Annotated in this window: 19 protein-coding genes; 7 read left to right on the forward strand and 12 right to left on the reverse strand. The window is 41.2% G+C overall.

What is annotated here, in order from left to right; translation table 11 throughout:
- Window positions 1-167 precede the first annotated feature (167 nt).
- Genes ABIB50_RS07175 through ABIB50_RS07195 form a run of 5 tightly spaced genes read left to right on the forward strand, consistent with a single transcriptional unit; the run spans window position 168 to window position 4,418 of the window.
- Window positions 168-311: a DUF6728 family protein gene (locus ABIB50_RS07175; RefSeq protein ID WP_429378477.1), complete on the forward strand. Its 144-nt coding sequence runs from the start codon at window positions 168-170 to the stop codon at window positions 309-311.
- 51 nt (window positions 312-362) lie between these two features.
- Entirely contained in the window at window positions 363-743 is a 381-nt protein-coding gene (locus tag ABIB50_RS07180) for a RidA family protein (RefSeq protein WP_429378479.1), read from the forward strand.
- A 9-nt stretch (window positions 744-752) separates the two neighbouring features.
- Complete coding sequence (gene recG / locus ABIB50_RS07185) at window positions 753-2,861, forward strand: ATP-dependent DNA helicase RecG (RefSeq protein WP_429378480.1); 2,109 nt, start codon at window positions 753-755, stop codon at window positions 2,859-2,861.
- A gap of 53 nt (window positions 2,862-2,914) precedes the next feature.
- A complete protein-coding gene (locus ABIB50_RS07190) occupies window positions 2,915-4,204 on the forward strand; it encodes an MFS transporter (RefSeq protein ID WP_429378482.1) in 1,290 nt (429 codons plus the stop codon).
- Between the two features lie 4 nt (window positions 4,205-4,208).
- Entirely contained in the window at window positions 4,209-4,418 is a 210-nt protein-coding gene (locus tag ABIB50_RS07195; protein ID WP_429378483.1) for a hypothetical protein, read from the forward strand.
- 43 nt (window positions 4,419-4,461) lie between these two features.
- On the opposite strand, the gene ABIB50_RS07200 is transcribed toward ABIB50_RS07195, so the two are convergent.
- From ABIB50_RS07200 to rplM, 10 genes are all read right to left on the reverse strand, one after another.
- Entirely contained in the window at window positions 4,462-6,222 is a 1,761-nt protein-coding gene (locus ABIB50_RS07200) for an ABC transporter ATP-binding protein (RefSeq protein WP_429378484.1), read from the reverse strand.
- 82 nt (window positions 6,223-6,304) lie between these two features.
- Window positions 6,305-6,868 (reverse strand): ribosome recycling factor, encoded by a 564-nt coding sequence (gene frr / locus ABIB50_RS07205; protein WP_429378486.1) that lies wholly within the window; start codon window positions 6,866-6,868, stop codon window positions 6,305-6,307.
- Between the two features lie 45 nt (window positions 6,869-6,913).
- Window positions 6,914-7,318, reverse strand: coding sequence for a type II toxin-antitoxin system VapC family toxin (locus ABIB50_RS07210; protein ID WP_429378487.1), 405 nt, complete (start codon window positions 7,316-7,318; stop codon window positions 6,914-6,916).
- Window positions 7,300-7,518: a hypothetical protein gene (locus ABIB50_RS07215; protein WP_429378489.1), complete on the reverse strand. Its 219-nt coding sequence runs from the start codon at window positions 7,516-7,518 to the stop codon at window positions 7,300-7,302. The genes ABIB50_RS07210 and ABIB50_RS07215 overlap by 19 nt, the downstream gene beginning before the upstream one ends.
- 62 nt (window positions 7,519-7,580) lie before the next feature.
- Window positions 7,581-8,285 (reverse strand): UMP kinase, encoded by a 705-nt coding sequence (gene pyrH / locus ABIB50_RS07220; RefSeq protein WP_429378491.1) that lies wholly within the window; start codon window positions 8,283-8,285, stop codon window positions 7,581-7,583.
- 51 nt (window positions 8,286-8,336) lie between these two features.
- A complete protein-coding gene (gene nagA / locus ABIB50_RS07225; protein ID WP_429378493.1) occupies window positions 8,337-9,455 on the reverse strand; it encodes an N-acetylglucosamine-6-phosphate deacetylase in 1,119 nt (372 codons plus the stop codon).
- 166 nt (window positions 9,456-9,621) lie between these two features.
- Window positions 9,622-10,473 (reverse strand): translation elongation factor Ts, encoded by an 852-nt coding sequence (gene tsf / locus ABIB50_RS07230; protein WP_429378495.1) that lies wholly within the window; start codon window positions 10,471-10,473, stop codon window positions 9,622-9,624.
- A 97-nt stretch (window positions 10,474-10,570) separates the two neighbouring features.
- Window positions 10,571-11,437, reverse strand: a complete 867-nt coding sequence (gene rpsB / locus ABIB50_RS07235; RefSeq protein WP_429378496.1) for a 30S ribosomal protein S2 — start codon at window positions 11,435-11,437, stop codon at window positions 10,571-10,573.
- Window positions 11,438-11,455: 18 nt separating this feature from the next.
- Window positions 11,456-11,842 carry a 30S ribosomal protein S9 gene (rpsI, locus tag ABIB50_RS07240; RefSeq protein ID WP_299354424.1) on the reverse strand — a complete coding sequence of 129 codons (387 nt, stop codon included), beginning with the start codon at window positions 11,840-11,842 and terminating at the stop codon, window positions 11,456-11,458.
- A gap of 23 nt (window positions 11,843-11,865) precedes the next feature.
- Window positions 11,866-12,303 carry a 50S ribosomal protein L13 gene (gene rplM, locus ABIB50_RS07245; RefSeq protein WP_214071969.1) on the reverse strand — a complete coding sequence of 146 codons (438 nt, stop codon included), beginning with the start codon at window positions 12,301-12,303 and terminating at the stop codon, window positions 11,866-11,868.
- Between the two features lie 518 nt (window positions 12,304-12,821).
- On the opposite strand from rplM, the gene ABIB50_RS07250 reads away from it, so the two are divergent.
- Window positions 12,822-13,490, forward strand: a complete 669-nt coding sequence (locus ABIB50_RS07250; protein WP_429378498.1) for a hypothetical protein — start codon at window positions 12,822-12,824, stop codon at window positions 13,488-13,490.
- A gap of 16 nt (window positions 13,491-13,506) precedes the next feature.
- Window positions 13,507-13,662: a hypothetical protein gene (locus ABIB50_RS07255; protein ID WP_429378500.1), complete on the forward strand. Its 156-nt coding sequence runs from the start codon at window positions 13,507-13,509 to the stop codon at window positions 13,660-13,662.
- Window positions 13,663-13,730: 68 nt separating this feature from the next.
- Here the strand turns inward: ABIB50_RS07255 and ABIB50_RS07260 are convergent, their stop codons facing one another.
- Both ABIB50_RS07260 and ABIB50_RS07265 read right to left on the reverse strand, forming a co-directional pair.
- Window positions 13,731-14,033, reverse strand: coding sequence for a GIY-YIG nuclease family protein (locus ABIB50_RS07260; protein ID WP_429378502.1), 303 nt, complete (start codon window positions 14,031-14,033; stop codon window positions 13,731-13,733).
- Window positions 14,034-14,397: 364 nt separating this feature from the next.
- Window positions 14,398-14,964 carry a dihydrofolate reductase family protein gene (locus ABIB50_RS07265; RefSeq protein WP_429378503.1) on the reverse strand — a complete coding sequence of 189 codons (567 nt, stop codon included), beginning with the start codon at window positions 14,962-14,964 and terminating at the stop codon, window positions 14,398-14,400.
- Between the last annotated feature and the right edge of the window lie 78 nt (window positions 14,965-15,042).

Here is a 15,042-nt window from a genome sequence, read left to right on the forward strand (position 1 = left end):
AAACTAAATCTAAAAGGAATGAGCCCGTTAAAATACCGAGCTCATCATATTAATAATTAATTTAAATTCGTCTAACTTTTCGGGGGCACTTCATTTTGGGGAGCCTTTTTTGTTTAGTTATATTTGTGCAATAATTTCTGCATCGAAATTTTAAGTAAATTAGCACCATGTACTTTTTTCGTAAAAAAGACCCCAACAGGCCAACCAGCTTTAATTTAAAAGTGATGCATATTATTAATGCTATCGCTATAAGCGTGTTTCTGCTTGGCATAATAGGAAAAATAATATACTGGTTAATAACTAAGAAATAAGTAACAGCACAATCGCGCTTCGCGATTAACATAAAAATCAACCTAATAAAAATGAAAAAAGTAATTAATACAGCCGATGCCCCTGCACCTATTGGACCATACAACCAGGCTATACAAGCCGGTAATACCATTTTTGTATCCGGCCAGATACCTCTGCACCCTTTTACCGGAGAATTAGTTACTGATAATATTACAGCCGCCACCCATTTGGTAATGGAAAACATTGGTGCCATATTAAACCAGGCCAAAGCTGATTTTACCCACATTGTTAAAAGCACTATATTTTTAACCAACATGGCAGATTTTGCGGAAGTGAACGAGGTTTACGGATCGTACTTCGAAGACAATTTCCCTGCGCGCGAAACCGTACAGGTATCAGCCCTGCCCAAAGGTGTTAGTGTTGAAATTTCTGTAATAGCAGTAAAAGCCTGATAAAAGCCATTGAACGGTCAGCTATTTCAAACCCCGATTGAATATTTAAAAGGCGTTGGCACAGCCCGCGCTGATATGCTGAAAAAAGAACTCGCTATAAAAACTTTTGAGGATTTGCTGCAGCATTTCCCGTTCAGGCATATTGACCGTACCCGATTTTATAAAATAAAAGATATCCAGCAGGACTTGCCTTATGTGCAGGTTATTGCACGTTTAAGCCATAAAGACCTACTTGGCGAAAAACACACTAAACGCCTGGTAGCCCAGGTACAGGATGACACCGGCGTAATGGAGCTGGTATGGTTCCAGGGTATTAAATGGGCCGAGAAGAATTTGATCGTAGGCAAGGCCTATATACTTTTTGGCAAGCCGGGATCATTTAACGGCAAAGCCCAAATGTCGCATCCTGAGTTTGATCTCTACTCGCCCGAAACTATCCAGCGCAAAGGGAATATGACTTTACAGCCCGTATACAGTTCGACCGAAAAGCTAAAACAGTTTACGTTAGATAGCAAGGGCATCCAAAAGCTGGTAACAGGGTTATTGGAACAGCACGCACGCGAGATACAGGAAAACCTGCCCCTTTATATCATTAATAAGTTTAAATTGATGGGGAGGGCGGATGCTTATCGCAATATCCATTTCCCGGAGGACGCTAATAAACTGGCCGAAGCGAGACACCGGCTTAAGTTTGAAGAACTTTTCTTTTTACAATTAAAGCTTCTAAAAAATAAGCTGCTGCGTGTACAGAAATTTAAGGGCAATATATTTGATAAGGTTGGCCCCTACTTTAACGAGTTTTACCACAACAAACTGCCTTTCGAGCTAACCAATTCGCAAAAGAAAGTTTTAAGGGAAATAAGGCTTGACACCCAGCGCGGTGTACAAATGAACCGCCTGTTGCAGGGCGATGTAGGTAGCGGTAAAACTGTTGTGGCTTTAATGAGCATGCTGATAGCTATTGATAATGGTTTCCAAACCTGCATTATGGCGCCTACAGAGATCCTGGCCAATCAGCATTACCAAACCATAAAAAGCTTAGTGGGCGATGATTTTGTTGAGGTTGCCTTGCTAACCGGCTCGACAAAACCAAAGGACCGAAAAGTACTGCACCAAAAACTGGAAAACGGCCAGCTTAAAATATTGATAGGTACCCATGCCCTTATTGAAGATAAGGTGCAGTACCAAAACCTGGGCATGGTGGTTATTGATGAGCAGCACCGTTTTGGTGTGGAGCAGCGTGCTAAGCTTTGGCGTAAAAATTCGATCCCGCCACATATTTTGGTAATGACGGCCACCCCCATACCACGCACCCTTGCCATGACTTTATATGGAGATCTGGATATATCCGTGATAGATGAATTACCCGCTGGCCGGAAGCCTATTAAAACTGTTCATTTTTATGAAAGCAGTCGCCTCCGCATGTTTGGTTTGATGAAAGAGGAGATTGCCAAGGGCCGGCAGATCTATATTGTTTATCCGCTGATACAGGAAAGCGAAAAGCTCGACCTTAAAAACCTGATGGAGGGGTTTGAGGTGATATCTAAAGAATTTCCACTACCTCAATACAAGCTAAGCGTGGTATATGGCAAAATTAAACCTGCCGAAAAAGAGTTTGAAATGCAACGGTTTGTTAAAGGCGAAACACAGATCATGGTAGCTACTACGGTTATTGAGGTCGGGGTTAATGTGCCTAACGCATCAGTAATGATAATTGAAAATGCCGAGCGTTTTGGCTTATCACAATTACACCAGCTCAGGGGCCGTGTGGGGCGTGGTGCAGAGCAATCCTATTGTATACTCATGAGCAAGGATAAACTAAGCCCAGAGGGCCGCATACGCTTAAATACAATGGTTAAAACCAACAATGGCTTCGAGATTGCCGAAACCGACCTGCAGTTACGCGGCCCAGGTAATATTGAAGGCACCCAGCAAAGCGGCCTGCTTGACCTTAAAGTAGCCGACCTCACCGTCGACCAGGAGCTGTTAATGCAGGCCCGTAAATGTGTTGAAGATATTTTTGCTGTTGACCCGCAATTAGCAGCAACTGAGAATCAGATATTAAATTTGGCGTTCCAGGTTAAAAATGCGGGATTGAGCTGGGATAAGATTTCTTAAGTTAATTTTCAAATAATCTTCCATCCTTACTGCATGATTTGTAGTTTTGTGTAATGGCAGAATCCGATAGTCAACACTTACCAGAAAAAGACCCTTTCATAGCGTTACGTTATAAAGATTTCCGCTCCTACCTGGGCATGAAGTTTTTCTTCACCTTTGCTTACCAAATGCAGGCCGTTATTTTAGGCTTCTACGTTTACCAGTTAACCAAAAGCGCTTTTGCTTTGGGACTGATAGGTTTAAGCGAAGCTATACCATCAATAGGCATTGCCTTATACGGCGGATATATTGCCGATAAATCAGAAAAAAAGAAGATGCTTTTGTTTGTATTCTTCGGAGTGTTATTATCCTCTTTAGTAATGTTTACCGTCACCTTAAAAAGCATGGGAGGTATTATCCATGCCGGTTGGATAGTGCCCATTTTATACGTAATGGTATTTTGCAATGGTGTGGCCCGTGCGTTTTATAACCCGGCGGCGTTTAGTGTATTGGCACATAGTGTACCTAAAGAAATTTACCCTAACTCCAGCAGCTGGAACAGCTCAAGCTGGCAAATTGCATCCATATTGGGGCCGTTGGTTGGCGGGTTAGCGTATGGATTTTGTGGCATTACAGTTACGTTCGGCATAATTATTACTTTTCTGATAGTAGCATTAGTATGCGTTTTCTTCTTAAAAAGATACCCACCTGTATATGTGCCTAAAGAAAGCATTTGGGAAAGCCTGTCAGAAGGCATTCATTTTGTGTTTGGCAATAAAATGATGATTGGCGCTTTAAGCCTTGATCTGTTCTCGGTATTTTTTGGTGGCGCGGTGGCATTATTGCCTGTATTTGCTAACGAGATTTTACATGTAGGCCCGCAAGGCTTAGGCATTATGCGTGCAACTTCATCATTAGGTGCAGTATTGGTGATGCTTGCTATGGCGCGCATATCACCAATGGGCAAACCGTGGCGCAATTTGTTGATAGCTGTAACCGGTTTTGGCTTGTCCATTATCTGCTTTGCATTATCACGCAACTTCTACCTATCGCTGTTGTTCTTATTTACCGAGGGTGGCTTTGATAGTATCAGCGTGTTGATCCGTGGTACCATCATGCAGATACTTACGCCTGATAGTATGCGTGGTCGCGTATCGGCCGTAAATCAAATGTTTATCGGGTCGTCTAACGAGATAGGTGCATTCGAGTCCGGCACCGCGGCTAATTTAATGGGGACAGTGCCATCCGTTTTATTTGGCGGCAGCATGACATTGCTAATCGTAAGCATCACCTACTTTAAAACAAAGAAGCTGATACCACTGTCATTACATGAGATATCGGCTCCTGAAATAAAAAAGGAATAGCTATATGATGATTAAAGTAATTACATTCCTGGGATCCATGATCATCACTATCATTATATTCGTGCTGGTGAAAATCGTGTTTTTTAAAGAGGACCTAACGCGATCGTTAATATTCGCGATACCGGCCGGCCTGGGTGCTGCTATTGGCACACGACTTTACGTAAACTATTTAAAACGTAAACGCATTAAGCAAAGTAGCAAAAGCGGTAAGTAACCTAATATAGGTTACTTACTACCTCAATCTGCTTAATCATGCTTTATGCGTCTACTTCAGCAGAAAATTTCTCGCCTATTTGCTGACGCCACATAGCGTAATACAAACCTTTTTGATCTAACAACTCGCTATGTTTGCCGCTTTCAATAATCCGGCCCTTCTCCAATACATACACACAATCGGCATGCATAATAGTTGATAAACGGTGAGCTATTAAAATAGTGATATGATTATTAAACTCTGATACATCTTTAATAGTTTCGGTGATCTCCTCTTCTGTTAATGAATCTAACGATGATGTCGCTTCGTCAAACACTAACAAATCTGGCCTGCGTAATAAAGCGCGTGCAATTGACAGTCGTTGCTTTTCGCCACCGGATACTTTTACCCCACCCTCGCCTATTACCGTATCTAAACCATTAGCAGCACGCGCCATTAAGGTTTGGCAGGCCGCACGTTGGAGCACATCCAAACACTCCTCATCAGTAGCACCCGGGCGAACAAACAGCAAGTTTTCACGAATAGTACCCGAGAACAATTGGGTATCCTGTGTTACAAACCCAATTTTTTCGCGCAGCTGATCCAAATCTATTTCTTTACTGGCTATACCATTATAAGTTATATCGCCCTCTAATGGCTGATATAAACCCACCAGTAACTTAACCAACGTTGTTTTGCCGGAACCCGACGGCCCAACAAAAGCAATGGTTTCGCCGGTATTGGTTTCAAAAGTTATATGATTAAGCGCGTTACGATTAGCTGTTAAATGCTTAAAGCTTACATTATCAAAAGTTAGCTTTGTGATCTTTTCTACCAATACAGGTTTCTCTGGTTTTTTATCTATCGGAGTACTTGTTATACGCTCAAAATTTGCTAATGATACCTGTGCTTCGCGCCATGACACTATAACATTACCAAGTTCTTGTAGCGGATTGAATAAGAAAAACGAGTAAAAAAGCAAGCTTAGATATTGACCTGCTGTTATGGTACGATCATGAATAAGCAATAATAAAACCACTACCATAACGCTGCGTACAAAGTTTACAGTGGTACCCTGTACAAAGCTCATGCTTCTTACATATTTTACCTTTTTTAGTTCAAGTCCAAGTATCTTGTAGGTAGTATTATTTAAGCGGCTTATCTCTTGTTTTACCAAGCCGAGGCTTTTTACCAATTCAATGTTTCTTAGTGATTCTGTGGTCGACCCTGCAAGCGCAGTAGTTTCAGACAATATGCTTCGTTGTACTGTTTTAATACGCTTGCTTAATGATGTGCTTACAAACGTAATAATTGGGATAGCTGCCAGATAAACCAGTGTCACTTTATAGCTTACAAATAATGAGTAAACAATAACGAAACTCATACCAGTTATACTTACAAATAATATACCTATAAATGCGGTAATAAATGCCTCACTATCTGTACGCACTTTTTGCAATATGCCTAAAGTTTCACCACTACGCTGATCTTCAAAAACCTGGTAAGGTAGTTCAAGCGAGTGCTTTAATCCATCGGCGTACATTTTAGCACCAACCTTTTGCGTTATAATGTTGGTAAAGTAGTCCTGGAAGTTCTTCGCTATGCGCGATACCATTGCAACACCAACAGCCAAACCTACCAGCTTTAATGCGCTGCCAAGATATTTACCTAATGCAAGTTTATCGCTTTGATTAATAACAGTGTCCAGAATTCGGCCCGATATATACGGGTCCAATAAAGAAAACCCGATATTCATTGCCGCCAAAAACAGGGCAAAAACAACAAGACGACGATGTTCTTGAAGATATGATAGGAGTATTTTCATCTATTTTTTCTTGATTTTCCCAAAAATAAAAAAAGGGAACGGCTAAGTAGCTCATTCCCTTTAATTTGACAATCAGGTTAAACTAAACCGTCATAATATCTTTTTCTTTAGCTTCTGATAGGTGATCTACCTTAACAATGTAGGCATCGGTAAGCTTCTGGATCTCAGCTTCGCCGGCTTTCATTTCATCTTCTGAAACGCCTTCCGTTTTTAGTTTACGGATCTTTTCGTTAGCATCCTTACGTACGTTACGTATAGCTATTTTGCCATTCTCAGCCTCTCCTTTAGCTTTTTTAGCCAGGTCGCGGCGGCGCTCTTCTGTCAATGGCGGCACGTTTATACGGATAATAACACCATCGTTTTGCGGGTTAACACCTAAGTTAGCTTCCATGATAGCTTTTTCAATAGGGCCCAACAACGACTTTTCCCACGGCTGTACAACAATGGTACGGGCATCCGGGGTATTAACTGTACCTACCTGACTCAACGGTGTTGCAGTACCATAGTAATCAACATACACATCGTCCAGCATTGAAGGACTTGCTTTACCTGCACGGATCTTATTTAATTCGCCATCAGCATGGTCAATAGCACGGTCCATTGCAGCTTTAGCATCGGTTACTTGTTTTTTAATGAGTTCGCTCATTGTGTTATGTTTTTTGACAAAAATAGTAAAATCTGTGAAATAGCCTTATAATGCCCTGCCATTATCTTCGGCCCATGGATTAAGCAATTCTAAGCCTTGAATGTTTTTGAAATCTGAGATATTGCGGGTGGCCAATGCGAAGTTATTAACTAATGCAGTGGCGGCAATTATAGCATCTGGTAATTTGATTTGTTTTGACTTACAAATTTCTATTGTCTTATCTATCACTTGATCGTTCAGATGCAAAACATTGCTTTCACTGATAAAATCGTTGATAATTTTATAACCGTCAACAGTAGTATTATATCTTAATACCTCAATTTTGGTTATCACAGAAATTTTTGGAGTTTCGTTGATAATGTCGTTCATTATCTCCATGCCTTTTGGTGGCAATGTTTGATCTAAATATCCAATAACGACATTAGTGTCAATTAAATATCCCGTTCCCACTCGTTTCTTCCTTCGATTATAGCCTTCTGAAAATTCTCAGATTCTTCTTTTGAAAGTTTAAGAGCACCGGCAAACCTTTCAGAGAGCTTTTTTTTTGGTTGAATATCCTTTTCTAATATTTTAACAACATTTAGCGCTTCCAAATCTTCTATCAATTTGTAAGCCTTAACATCATTAATTTGCAGCAAGATAGTTTCCATAACTAATATCTTATATACAAATATAAGATATTTAATTACCAAATCATCCAAACCTGTAGCCTCTACTTCACCAAAGTCCCTATCGCTTCACCCTCTGCAATCTTCATGAAGTTGCCAGGCTTGTTCATATCAAATACAATAATGGGTAAATTATTTTCCTGGCAAAGGGTTATGGCGGTCATGTCCATAACGTTTAACCCTTTGTCGTATACTTCCTGGAAAGATATTTCGTCGTAACGGGTTGCAGATGGGTCCTTTTCAGGGTCAGCGGTATAAATACCGTCAACACGCGTACCTTTTAGTACCACGTCAGCTTTAATTTCGATGGCGCGAAGTGATGCCGCGGTATCGGTAGTAAAGTATGGATTGCCGGTACCGGCGCCAAATATTACAATATGCCCAACCTCTAAATGATGCATGGCACGCCGACGGATATATGGCTCGCAGATCTGCTCCATTTTTATGGCCGACTGCAGGCGCGTTTCAACGCCAACACTCTCTAAAGCGTTTTGCAGCGCCATACAGTTTATTACGGTTGCAAGCATACCCATATAATCTGCCTGGGCGCGTTCCATGCCCGATTTTTCGGCACTTAATCCCCTGAAAATATTACCACCACCAACAACAACAGCTATTTCAAGGCCTTTGTCTTTTACTGCTTTAATATCATGTGCATATTGCAATACCTGCTTGTTATCAATGCCGTATTGCCTGTCGCCCATTAACGATTCGCCGCTTAGTTTCAGTAATATTCTTTTGTACTTCATGTATGGTGTGGGATTTATCAAAAATATGTAATTAAAGCTATTGTTAAAATATTATGTTGTTTTTGTTACTCCTTTAAATATTAGGTTAACAAATTCAAAGGCATCGTTAAAAACAACCAGGTCGGCATCAAAACCTTTTTCGACTTTTCCTTTTGTTGCTGATTTGATTAATTGCGCAGGGTATAAAGTCGCCATATTTACCGCTTCTGCAAGATCAATACCAACATGCTCAACGCAATTTTGTACGGCTTTCAGCATTGTTAAACACGAACCCGACAACGTTCCATCAGGCATTACATACCTATCTATCTTAAATTGATGTTGATAGGTGCCTTTGTTACTCTCTGATACCGAGTCGGTTATTAAAAACAATTTATCGCCCAATTCGCGCTTGGCTAAACGGATCATGGTATAATCAACATGTACCCCATCGGCAACGATGCTGGTATACGGACGCTCCTCAAATACTGCAGGGATATAACCGGGTTCGCGGTGGTGCATGGGCGGCATGGCATTATATAAATGCGTTACCGCTTGTACCGGTTTATTTAAAAACGCTTTTCCTTCGGCATAAGTAGCATTACTATGGCCCGATGATAATACAACACCTTGCTGGTTCAGATAAGTTAAAACTTCAGCATCCTGCAATTCGGGTGCAAGCGTTATCATTTTTATCAGGCCTTTTCCTCTTTCAATCCAGTTTTTAACTTGTGCAAGTGTAGCTTTTTTTATCAACGCCGGCGGATGGGCGCCGCAACGTTTTGGATTTAGATACGGCCCTTCCAAATGCAGACCCAATAAGTTACCTACCCGGTTATCCCAATAGTTTACTATAGCATCAATGCCACGTTCAATAATATCATCAGTATTTGTGGCAATGGTGGCAAAAAAGCCTGTGCAGCCTTCGGCCAATAAAGTACGCTCCATTTGCGCCAATGCCTCGGGCGACGGATCACCGCCAAAAAAAAGTGGCTTGCCTGCGCCATAAATTTGCAGATCAATTAGCCCGGGCGCAAGAAAATTATTATTCAGATTGATGCGGATTGCATCCTGTGGGATTTGGGTGTCGTTAATTACACCTATGATTTTGGCGCCTTCAATTAAAACGGCTTTGCCTGTGGTAATGCTACCATCAGATATCAGCCGAAGATTAGTTAAAGCAGTTATCATATTATCACATAAAGCATTTGTCATTCTGAGCATAGCGAAGAATCTTCTAAGCTACGCAAATTGCCGCCTGTCTAACGTATAAGATTCTTCGCTACGCTCAGAATGACAAACAATGGATTTTTTAGACAAAAAAAATCCCCGCTTTTCAGCGAGGATTAAAATATAATTAAGCTCCTAAAGCTACCCGCTTAAAGGCTGTTACTGTAAGGCCTTTTTCAACGGTATCTAAAAACTGAGATACGTTTTTTGAAGAATCCTTAACAAACTCCTGGTTTAACAGGGTTGAGTCTTTGTAAAATTTATTCAATTTACCGACAGCGATTTTTTCAACCATTTCTTCCGGTTTACCTTCTGCACGTATCACGTCTTTAGCAATCTCTAATTCACGCTCAATAACAGATGAATCAACACCGTCTTTATCAATAGCAACAGGGTTCATAGCTGCAATTTGCATCGCAACGTCTTTACCTGCTTCATCAGCGCCGGCAGCAGCTTTGTTTAAGCCAACCAATACACCTAAACGGAAGTTACCGTGGATGTAAGCAACAACTTTTTCGCCTTCAACAACTTCGTATTTTGATACGCCGATCTTCTCGCCAATTTTACCAGTCTTGTCAATGCAAGCTTCAGCAATAGTTAAACGTGAATTTTCAATGTCGATAGATAGTGCGTTCAATTCTTCAATTGATTTTGGAGCTTGCTCTACAGCTTCGTTAGCAATCGCGTTAGCAAAAGCAACAAAGTCAGCATTTTTAGCAACGAAATCAGTTTCGCAATTTAACTCGATGATGATACCACGTTTGCCATCGGCAGATGAACGGGCGATAACAACACCTTCGTTAGACTCGCGGTCCTGACGGCTTGCTGCTACTTTAGCACCTTTTTTTCTTAAAAAATCAATAGCTGCTTCAAAATCACCATTAGTTTCAGTTAAAGCTTTTTTGCAATCCATCATACCCGCACCGGTTTGCTGGCGCAGTTTATTTACATCGGATGCAGTTATTTGTACTGTAGACATTTTGTTTGTATGTTTTAAATGTTGAAAGTTGAAAGTTATGAGTTGCAGGAGTAAAAACTTACAACCTATAACTCACAACCTGCAACTTTTAAAATTATTATTCTTCTGTAGTATCGTCCGTTGCAGGAGCTTCGTCAGCAATTGCTGCAGTAGTTTCAACAGCTACTTTACGGCTTCTTTTGCCTTCGCCGGCCGGAGCACGGTCAGCAACTTCAGGAGCATCAGCTTTAGCTTTCGCTTGTGCTGCTTCTTTTTCAGCTTCGTCGTCTTTTTCGCGTTTACGCTCGTCCAATCCTTCTTCGATAGCTTTGATGATGATACCGGTGATCAATGAAATTGATTTGGTAGCGTCATCATTCGCCGGGATAGGGAAATCGATGTTTGAAGGATCAGAGTTAGTATCAACCATTGCAAAGGTTGGGATATTTAACTTTAATGCTTCAGATACCGCGATGTGCTCTTTTTTAACGTCAATTAAAAACAATGCAGCCGGTAAGCGATTTAAATCAGCAATACCACCTAATAAAGTTTCTAATTTGATACGCTCGCGCTGTATCATCAATCTTTCTTTTTTAGAAAGGTTAGTGTAAGTACCGTCTTTAGTCAATTTATCGATGTTTGACATCTTTTTGATCGACTTACGTACAGTAGCAAAGTTGGTTAACATACCACCTAACCAACGCTCGGTTATGAAAGGCATGTTTACACCTTTTGCATATTCAGCAACGATATCTTTCGCTTGTTTCTTTGTAGCTACGAATAATACTTTACGCCCTGATTTTACAATTTGTTTTATAGCTGCAGCAGCTTCTTCAACCTTTGATAAGGTTTTATTTAGATCGATAATGTGTATACCGTTGCGCTCCATAAAAATGTACTGTGACATTTTCGGATCCCATTTGCGGGTAAGGTGACCAAAGTGTACACCAGCATCCAGTAACTCGTCGTATGTTGTTCTTGCCATTTTGTTGTTCTCCTTAAATTATCGTTTACTGAATTGGAATTTCTTACGTGCTTTCTTACGGCCTGGTTTCTTACGCTCAACCATACGGTTATCACGTGTCATTAAACCTTTAGCGCGCAATGAAGGCTTCTTATCAGCATCGAGTTCAACAATAGCTTTCGCAATAGCTAAACGAACGGCTTCTGCCTGTCCTTTTACACCACCACCTGCAACATTTACTTTAACATCATATAATCCGGTCGAACCAGAAACCTCAGTACTCTGAGTAACGATGTATTGCAATGGCAATGTAGGGAAGTATTCTTTGTAATCTTTACCGTTTACGGTAATTGCACCGCTACCATCTGTAAGGTAGATACGTGCAACGGCTGTTTTTCTTCTGCCTGAAGTGTTAGTTGTTGGCATTTCTTTTTCCTTAGTTTTTTAAATTAAATGGCTTTCGGGTTTTGAGCTTCATGAGGATGTGTGGTACCTGCATATACATGCAAATTGCCAAACAATGCTTTGCCCAAACGACTTTTAGGTAACATACCACGCACGGCTTTTTCAATTACGCGTGTTGGATGCTTTGCCATTAACTCCTTAGGAGAAATGAAACGCTGACCACCCGGGTAACCGGTGTAAGAAACATATTGTTTATCGCTAAACTTGTTTCCGGTCAACTTTACCTTGTCTGCGTTGATAACTATTACATTATCACCACAGTCTACGTTTGGGGTAAATTCTGGCTTGTTTTTTCCACGAATGATCATTGCGATCTTTGTAGACAAGCGCCCCAAGATCTCGCCTTCGGCGTCAACAACAACCCACTGTTTGTTAACGGTTTTTTTGTTGGCTGAGACAGTTTTGTAACTTAACGTATTCACTTGCTTTTAATTAAATTAAATAAATGTTTATTATACCCCGCTTTTTCGGGACTGCAAAGATACGCTTATTTGTTTTATTTGCAAGTGGTTTGAGTGGTTATTTTGTTGATTTTTTGAGTTGGCTTTTTGTTGTAAGGGTTGAAGGTTGGGAGTTGGAATGAGGGGAGTGGTAGTAAATGTTAATAGAGGCGGTAATCTTTTGAACGTCGGCCTGTGCGATTCCCTCCCCTGGGGAGGGCGGAGGGAGGGGTTTAATGAACCGACCGAATCTAATCACCAATTAACTAATCTCGAATCACTAATAAGGGCGTTGCCTGCGGCACACGCTTTACGCTCATACGCGCACAAGGCGTTAGGCGCATGGCCGGTATCCGCTCCAATCGTTAACGCGGCCTTTCGCTCATAATCCTGTTTCCGCCGTTGTTGGTGTTATCACCAACAACCAAGGGTGGACTAACCGATGCACAATTACAACATACTGGTAACGAATAATTTTAATATGCCTATATTTAATTATCATGAAAAACTTAGTCGCTTTTGCTTTCTTCACCTTAATAGCCAGCGTAGCCTTGGGGCAACACCATACCCCTGACTGCAAATGCCCGGTTAACCAATATGCCGGTACCAGTCCGGCTGCTATCTTCCATTTAGCCAACGGACGTTCGATCGCCCTATGCGGATCAGAAGTAACTGACATCATTAAAGGGAAAACCTTGTATTCTGAATTTGTTTTGTCTGTATGCGGCTCAAACAAACTAATAAAGTTTTGGGGCGCTACGGACATATGTAATATCAGGACCTTAAAAGACACCTTATTTGTGGAAACATTGGTTAATTTACCTGTAGGAAAGGCTATGAGTTACAGAGAAACAATCTGGACTACCGAGCGCATCTACTTTATTAAAGGCAAATTAAAACGCGATTCGGCGGTAAATTTCGCAATACCGAAGTATAACCCTTCACAAATATCAGCTGTATTAAACTTGTATAATAAAACTAAAGATCAAAACAGTGTTAAAACAGGCGAATTAATAGATAAACTATTTATTAGTACAATTTCGGGTAGCCGGCAGGCAAGAACTTTGCTGATCAATTTCCATAAAAAATTCACACTCCTGGATGGGTACGTTGCTGAACAATATGATGACGTAATAAGGATGTTAAACTTGTGGGATAAGAAGAGCTAATTTAATTCTTGATAGCATGAAATACGACTATGTGCAAGATAATGGCAATGATATTTTATCAGCAGCACAGCAAGCCGAGATTTTGGCGAGAGATAAGGAGTACGAAGCCGGGGAAGCCAAAACCTATTCGATAGATGAGATCGTAGCTTATTTCACCATCAGCGAGAAATAATAACCCTCCCGCGCGTCATTGCGAGGAACGAAGCAATCTGTACACTCGCTAATCAACTATGATAGATCTCAGTCTAATAACGAGTCGTAAAGATCCTTCCATTCCGGATTCATGCTGTTAACCAATTGTTTTTTATGCTTCCTGCTGCTGCCCTTCAGTACTTTCTCGGCAGCTATTGCTTCTTCAATGTGTGGGTAAAACAAGTAATAAACCAGTATAGTACAGTTGTATTTGGCGGTAAAGCTTTCAGGATATTCTTTGTTTTTATGCTTCCAAACCCGCTGCGGCAGTTCAGACGTAACACCTACATATAATACCGAATGCATTTTATTAGTCATGATGTACACACAACTACCTTGTTGAAATAACATAACGCAAAATAAAAAATTGAATTGGTCTCACCAACAAACATCGCGGATATTGACTGTCTGTTGTAGAGATTGCTTCGTTCCTCGCTATGACGTGGTGGTGAAGGGTGGGCCTTATTGATGCCAGTTAATTCATACTTGCAAAGCAGTAATGCTAGGATAAAAGCCCTAATCCCCCACGCGTCATTGCGAGGAACGAAGCAATCTCTGCACTTGCAAATCAACTATGACAGATCTCATTTCAATTCGTCTCACCAACAAACATCGCGGATATTGACTGTCTGTTGTAGAGATTGCTTCGTTCCTCGCAATGACGTGATGGAGAGGGTGGTGAGGCTGTGACACCCCCGCCTGCCGCAATCACCCCCTATACTGCCACATACTTATTTAATATCTTCCCGCTTTTGTAAATTACCGAGCTTTCAAACTGCAATATTTTTTGGTCGCTGAAAATTGAGAGGCCCTTGCCTATGGCTACCGGGTTAACAAAAAAATAGTATTCGTCAACCAGGTTAAGGCTGATGAGCGAGCTTGCGAAATTGGCGCCGCCATACGCCATAATATCTTTGCCCGGTTGGTTTTTAAGCGCCTGGATTGCTGTAGCCAGGTCGCCGTTCTCTACCTCCACGTTTTTACCTGCAATGGCAGTTTCTGTGTGGCTAAAAACTATCTTGCGCATATTTACCATACGTTCGGCTATTGCGCGTTCAGGGCTAATGCCATCAACAACCAACCCTTTTTCCCAGTGATCAACAAATTCACGGGTCATTTTACGGCCCAGTAGTATAGTGTCGCAGCTGTCGGCCAGCTCAATTACTTTATCATAAACGGCTTTGTCCTGTTGGCCGTTTATCCACATCCAATCCAACTCGCCCCCGGGCCCCGCAACAAACCCATCAAGGGTAGTTTGCATCTGTAATTTTAATTTTCGCATGATACTTGTTTTTAAAAGGTGATCGTACTTATTTCTATTACAAATGTAAACAGGCATTGTGTGACCCAACGGGGGTGA

It is taken from the genome of Mucilaginibacter sp. UYCu711 (assembly GCF_050433825.1).
Taxonomy (GTDB): domain Bacteria; phylum Bacteroidota; class Bacteroidia; order Sphingobacteriales; family Sphingobacteriaceae; genus Mucilaginibacter.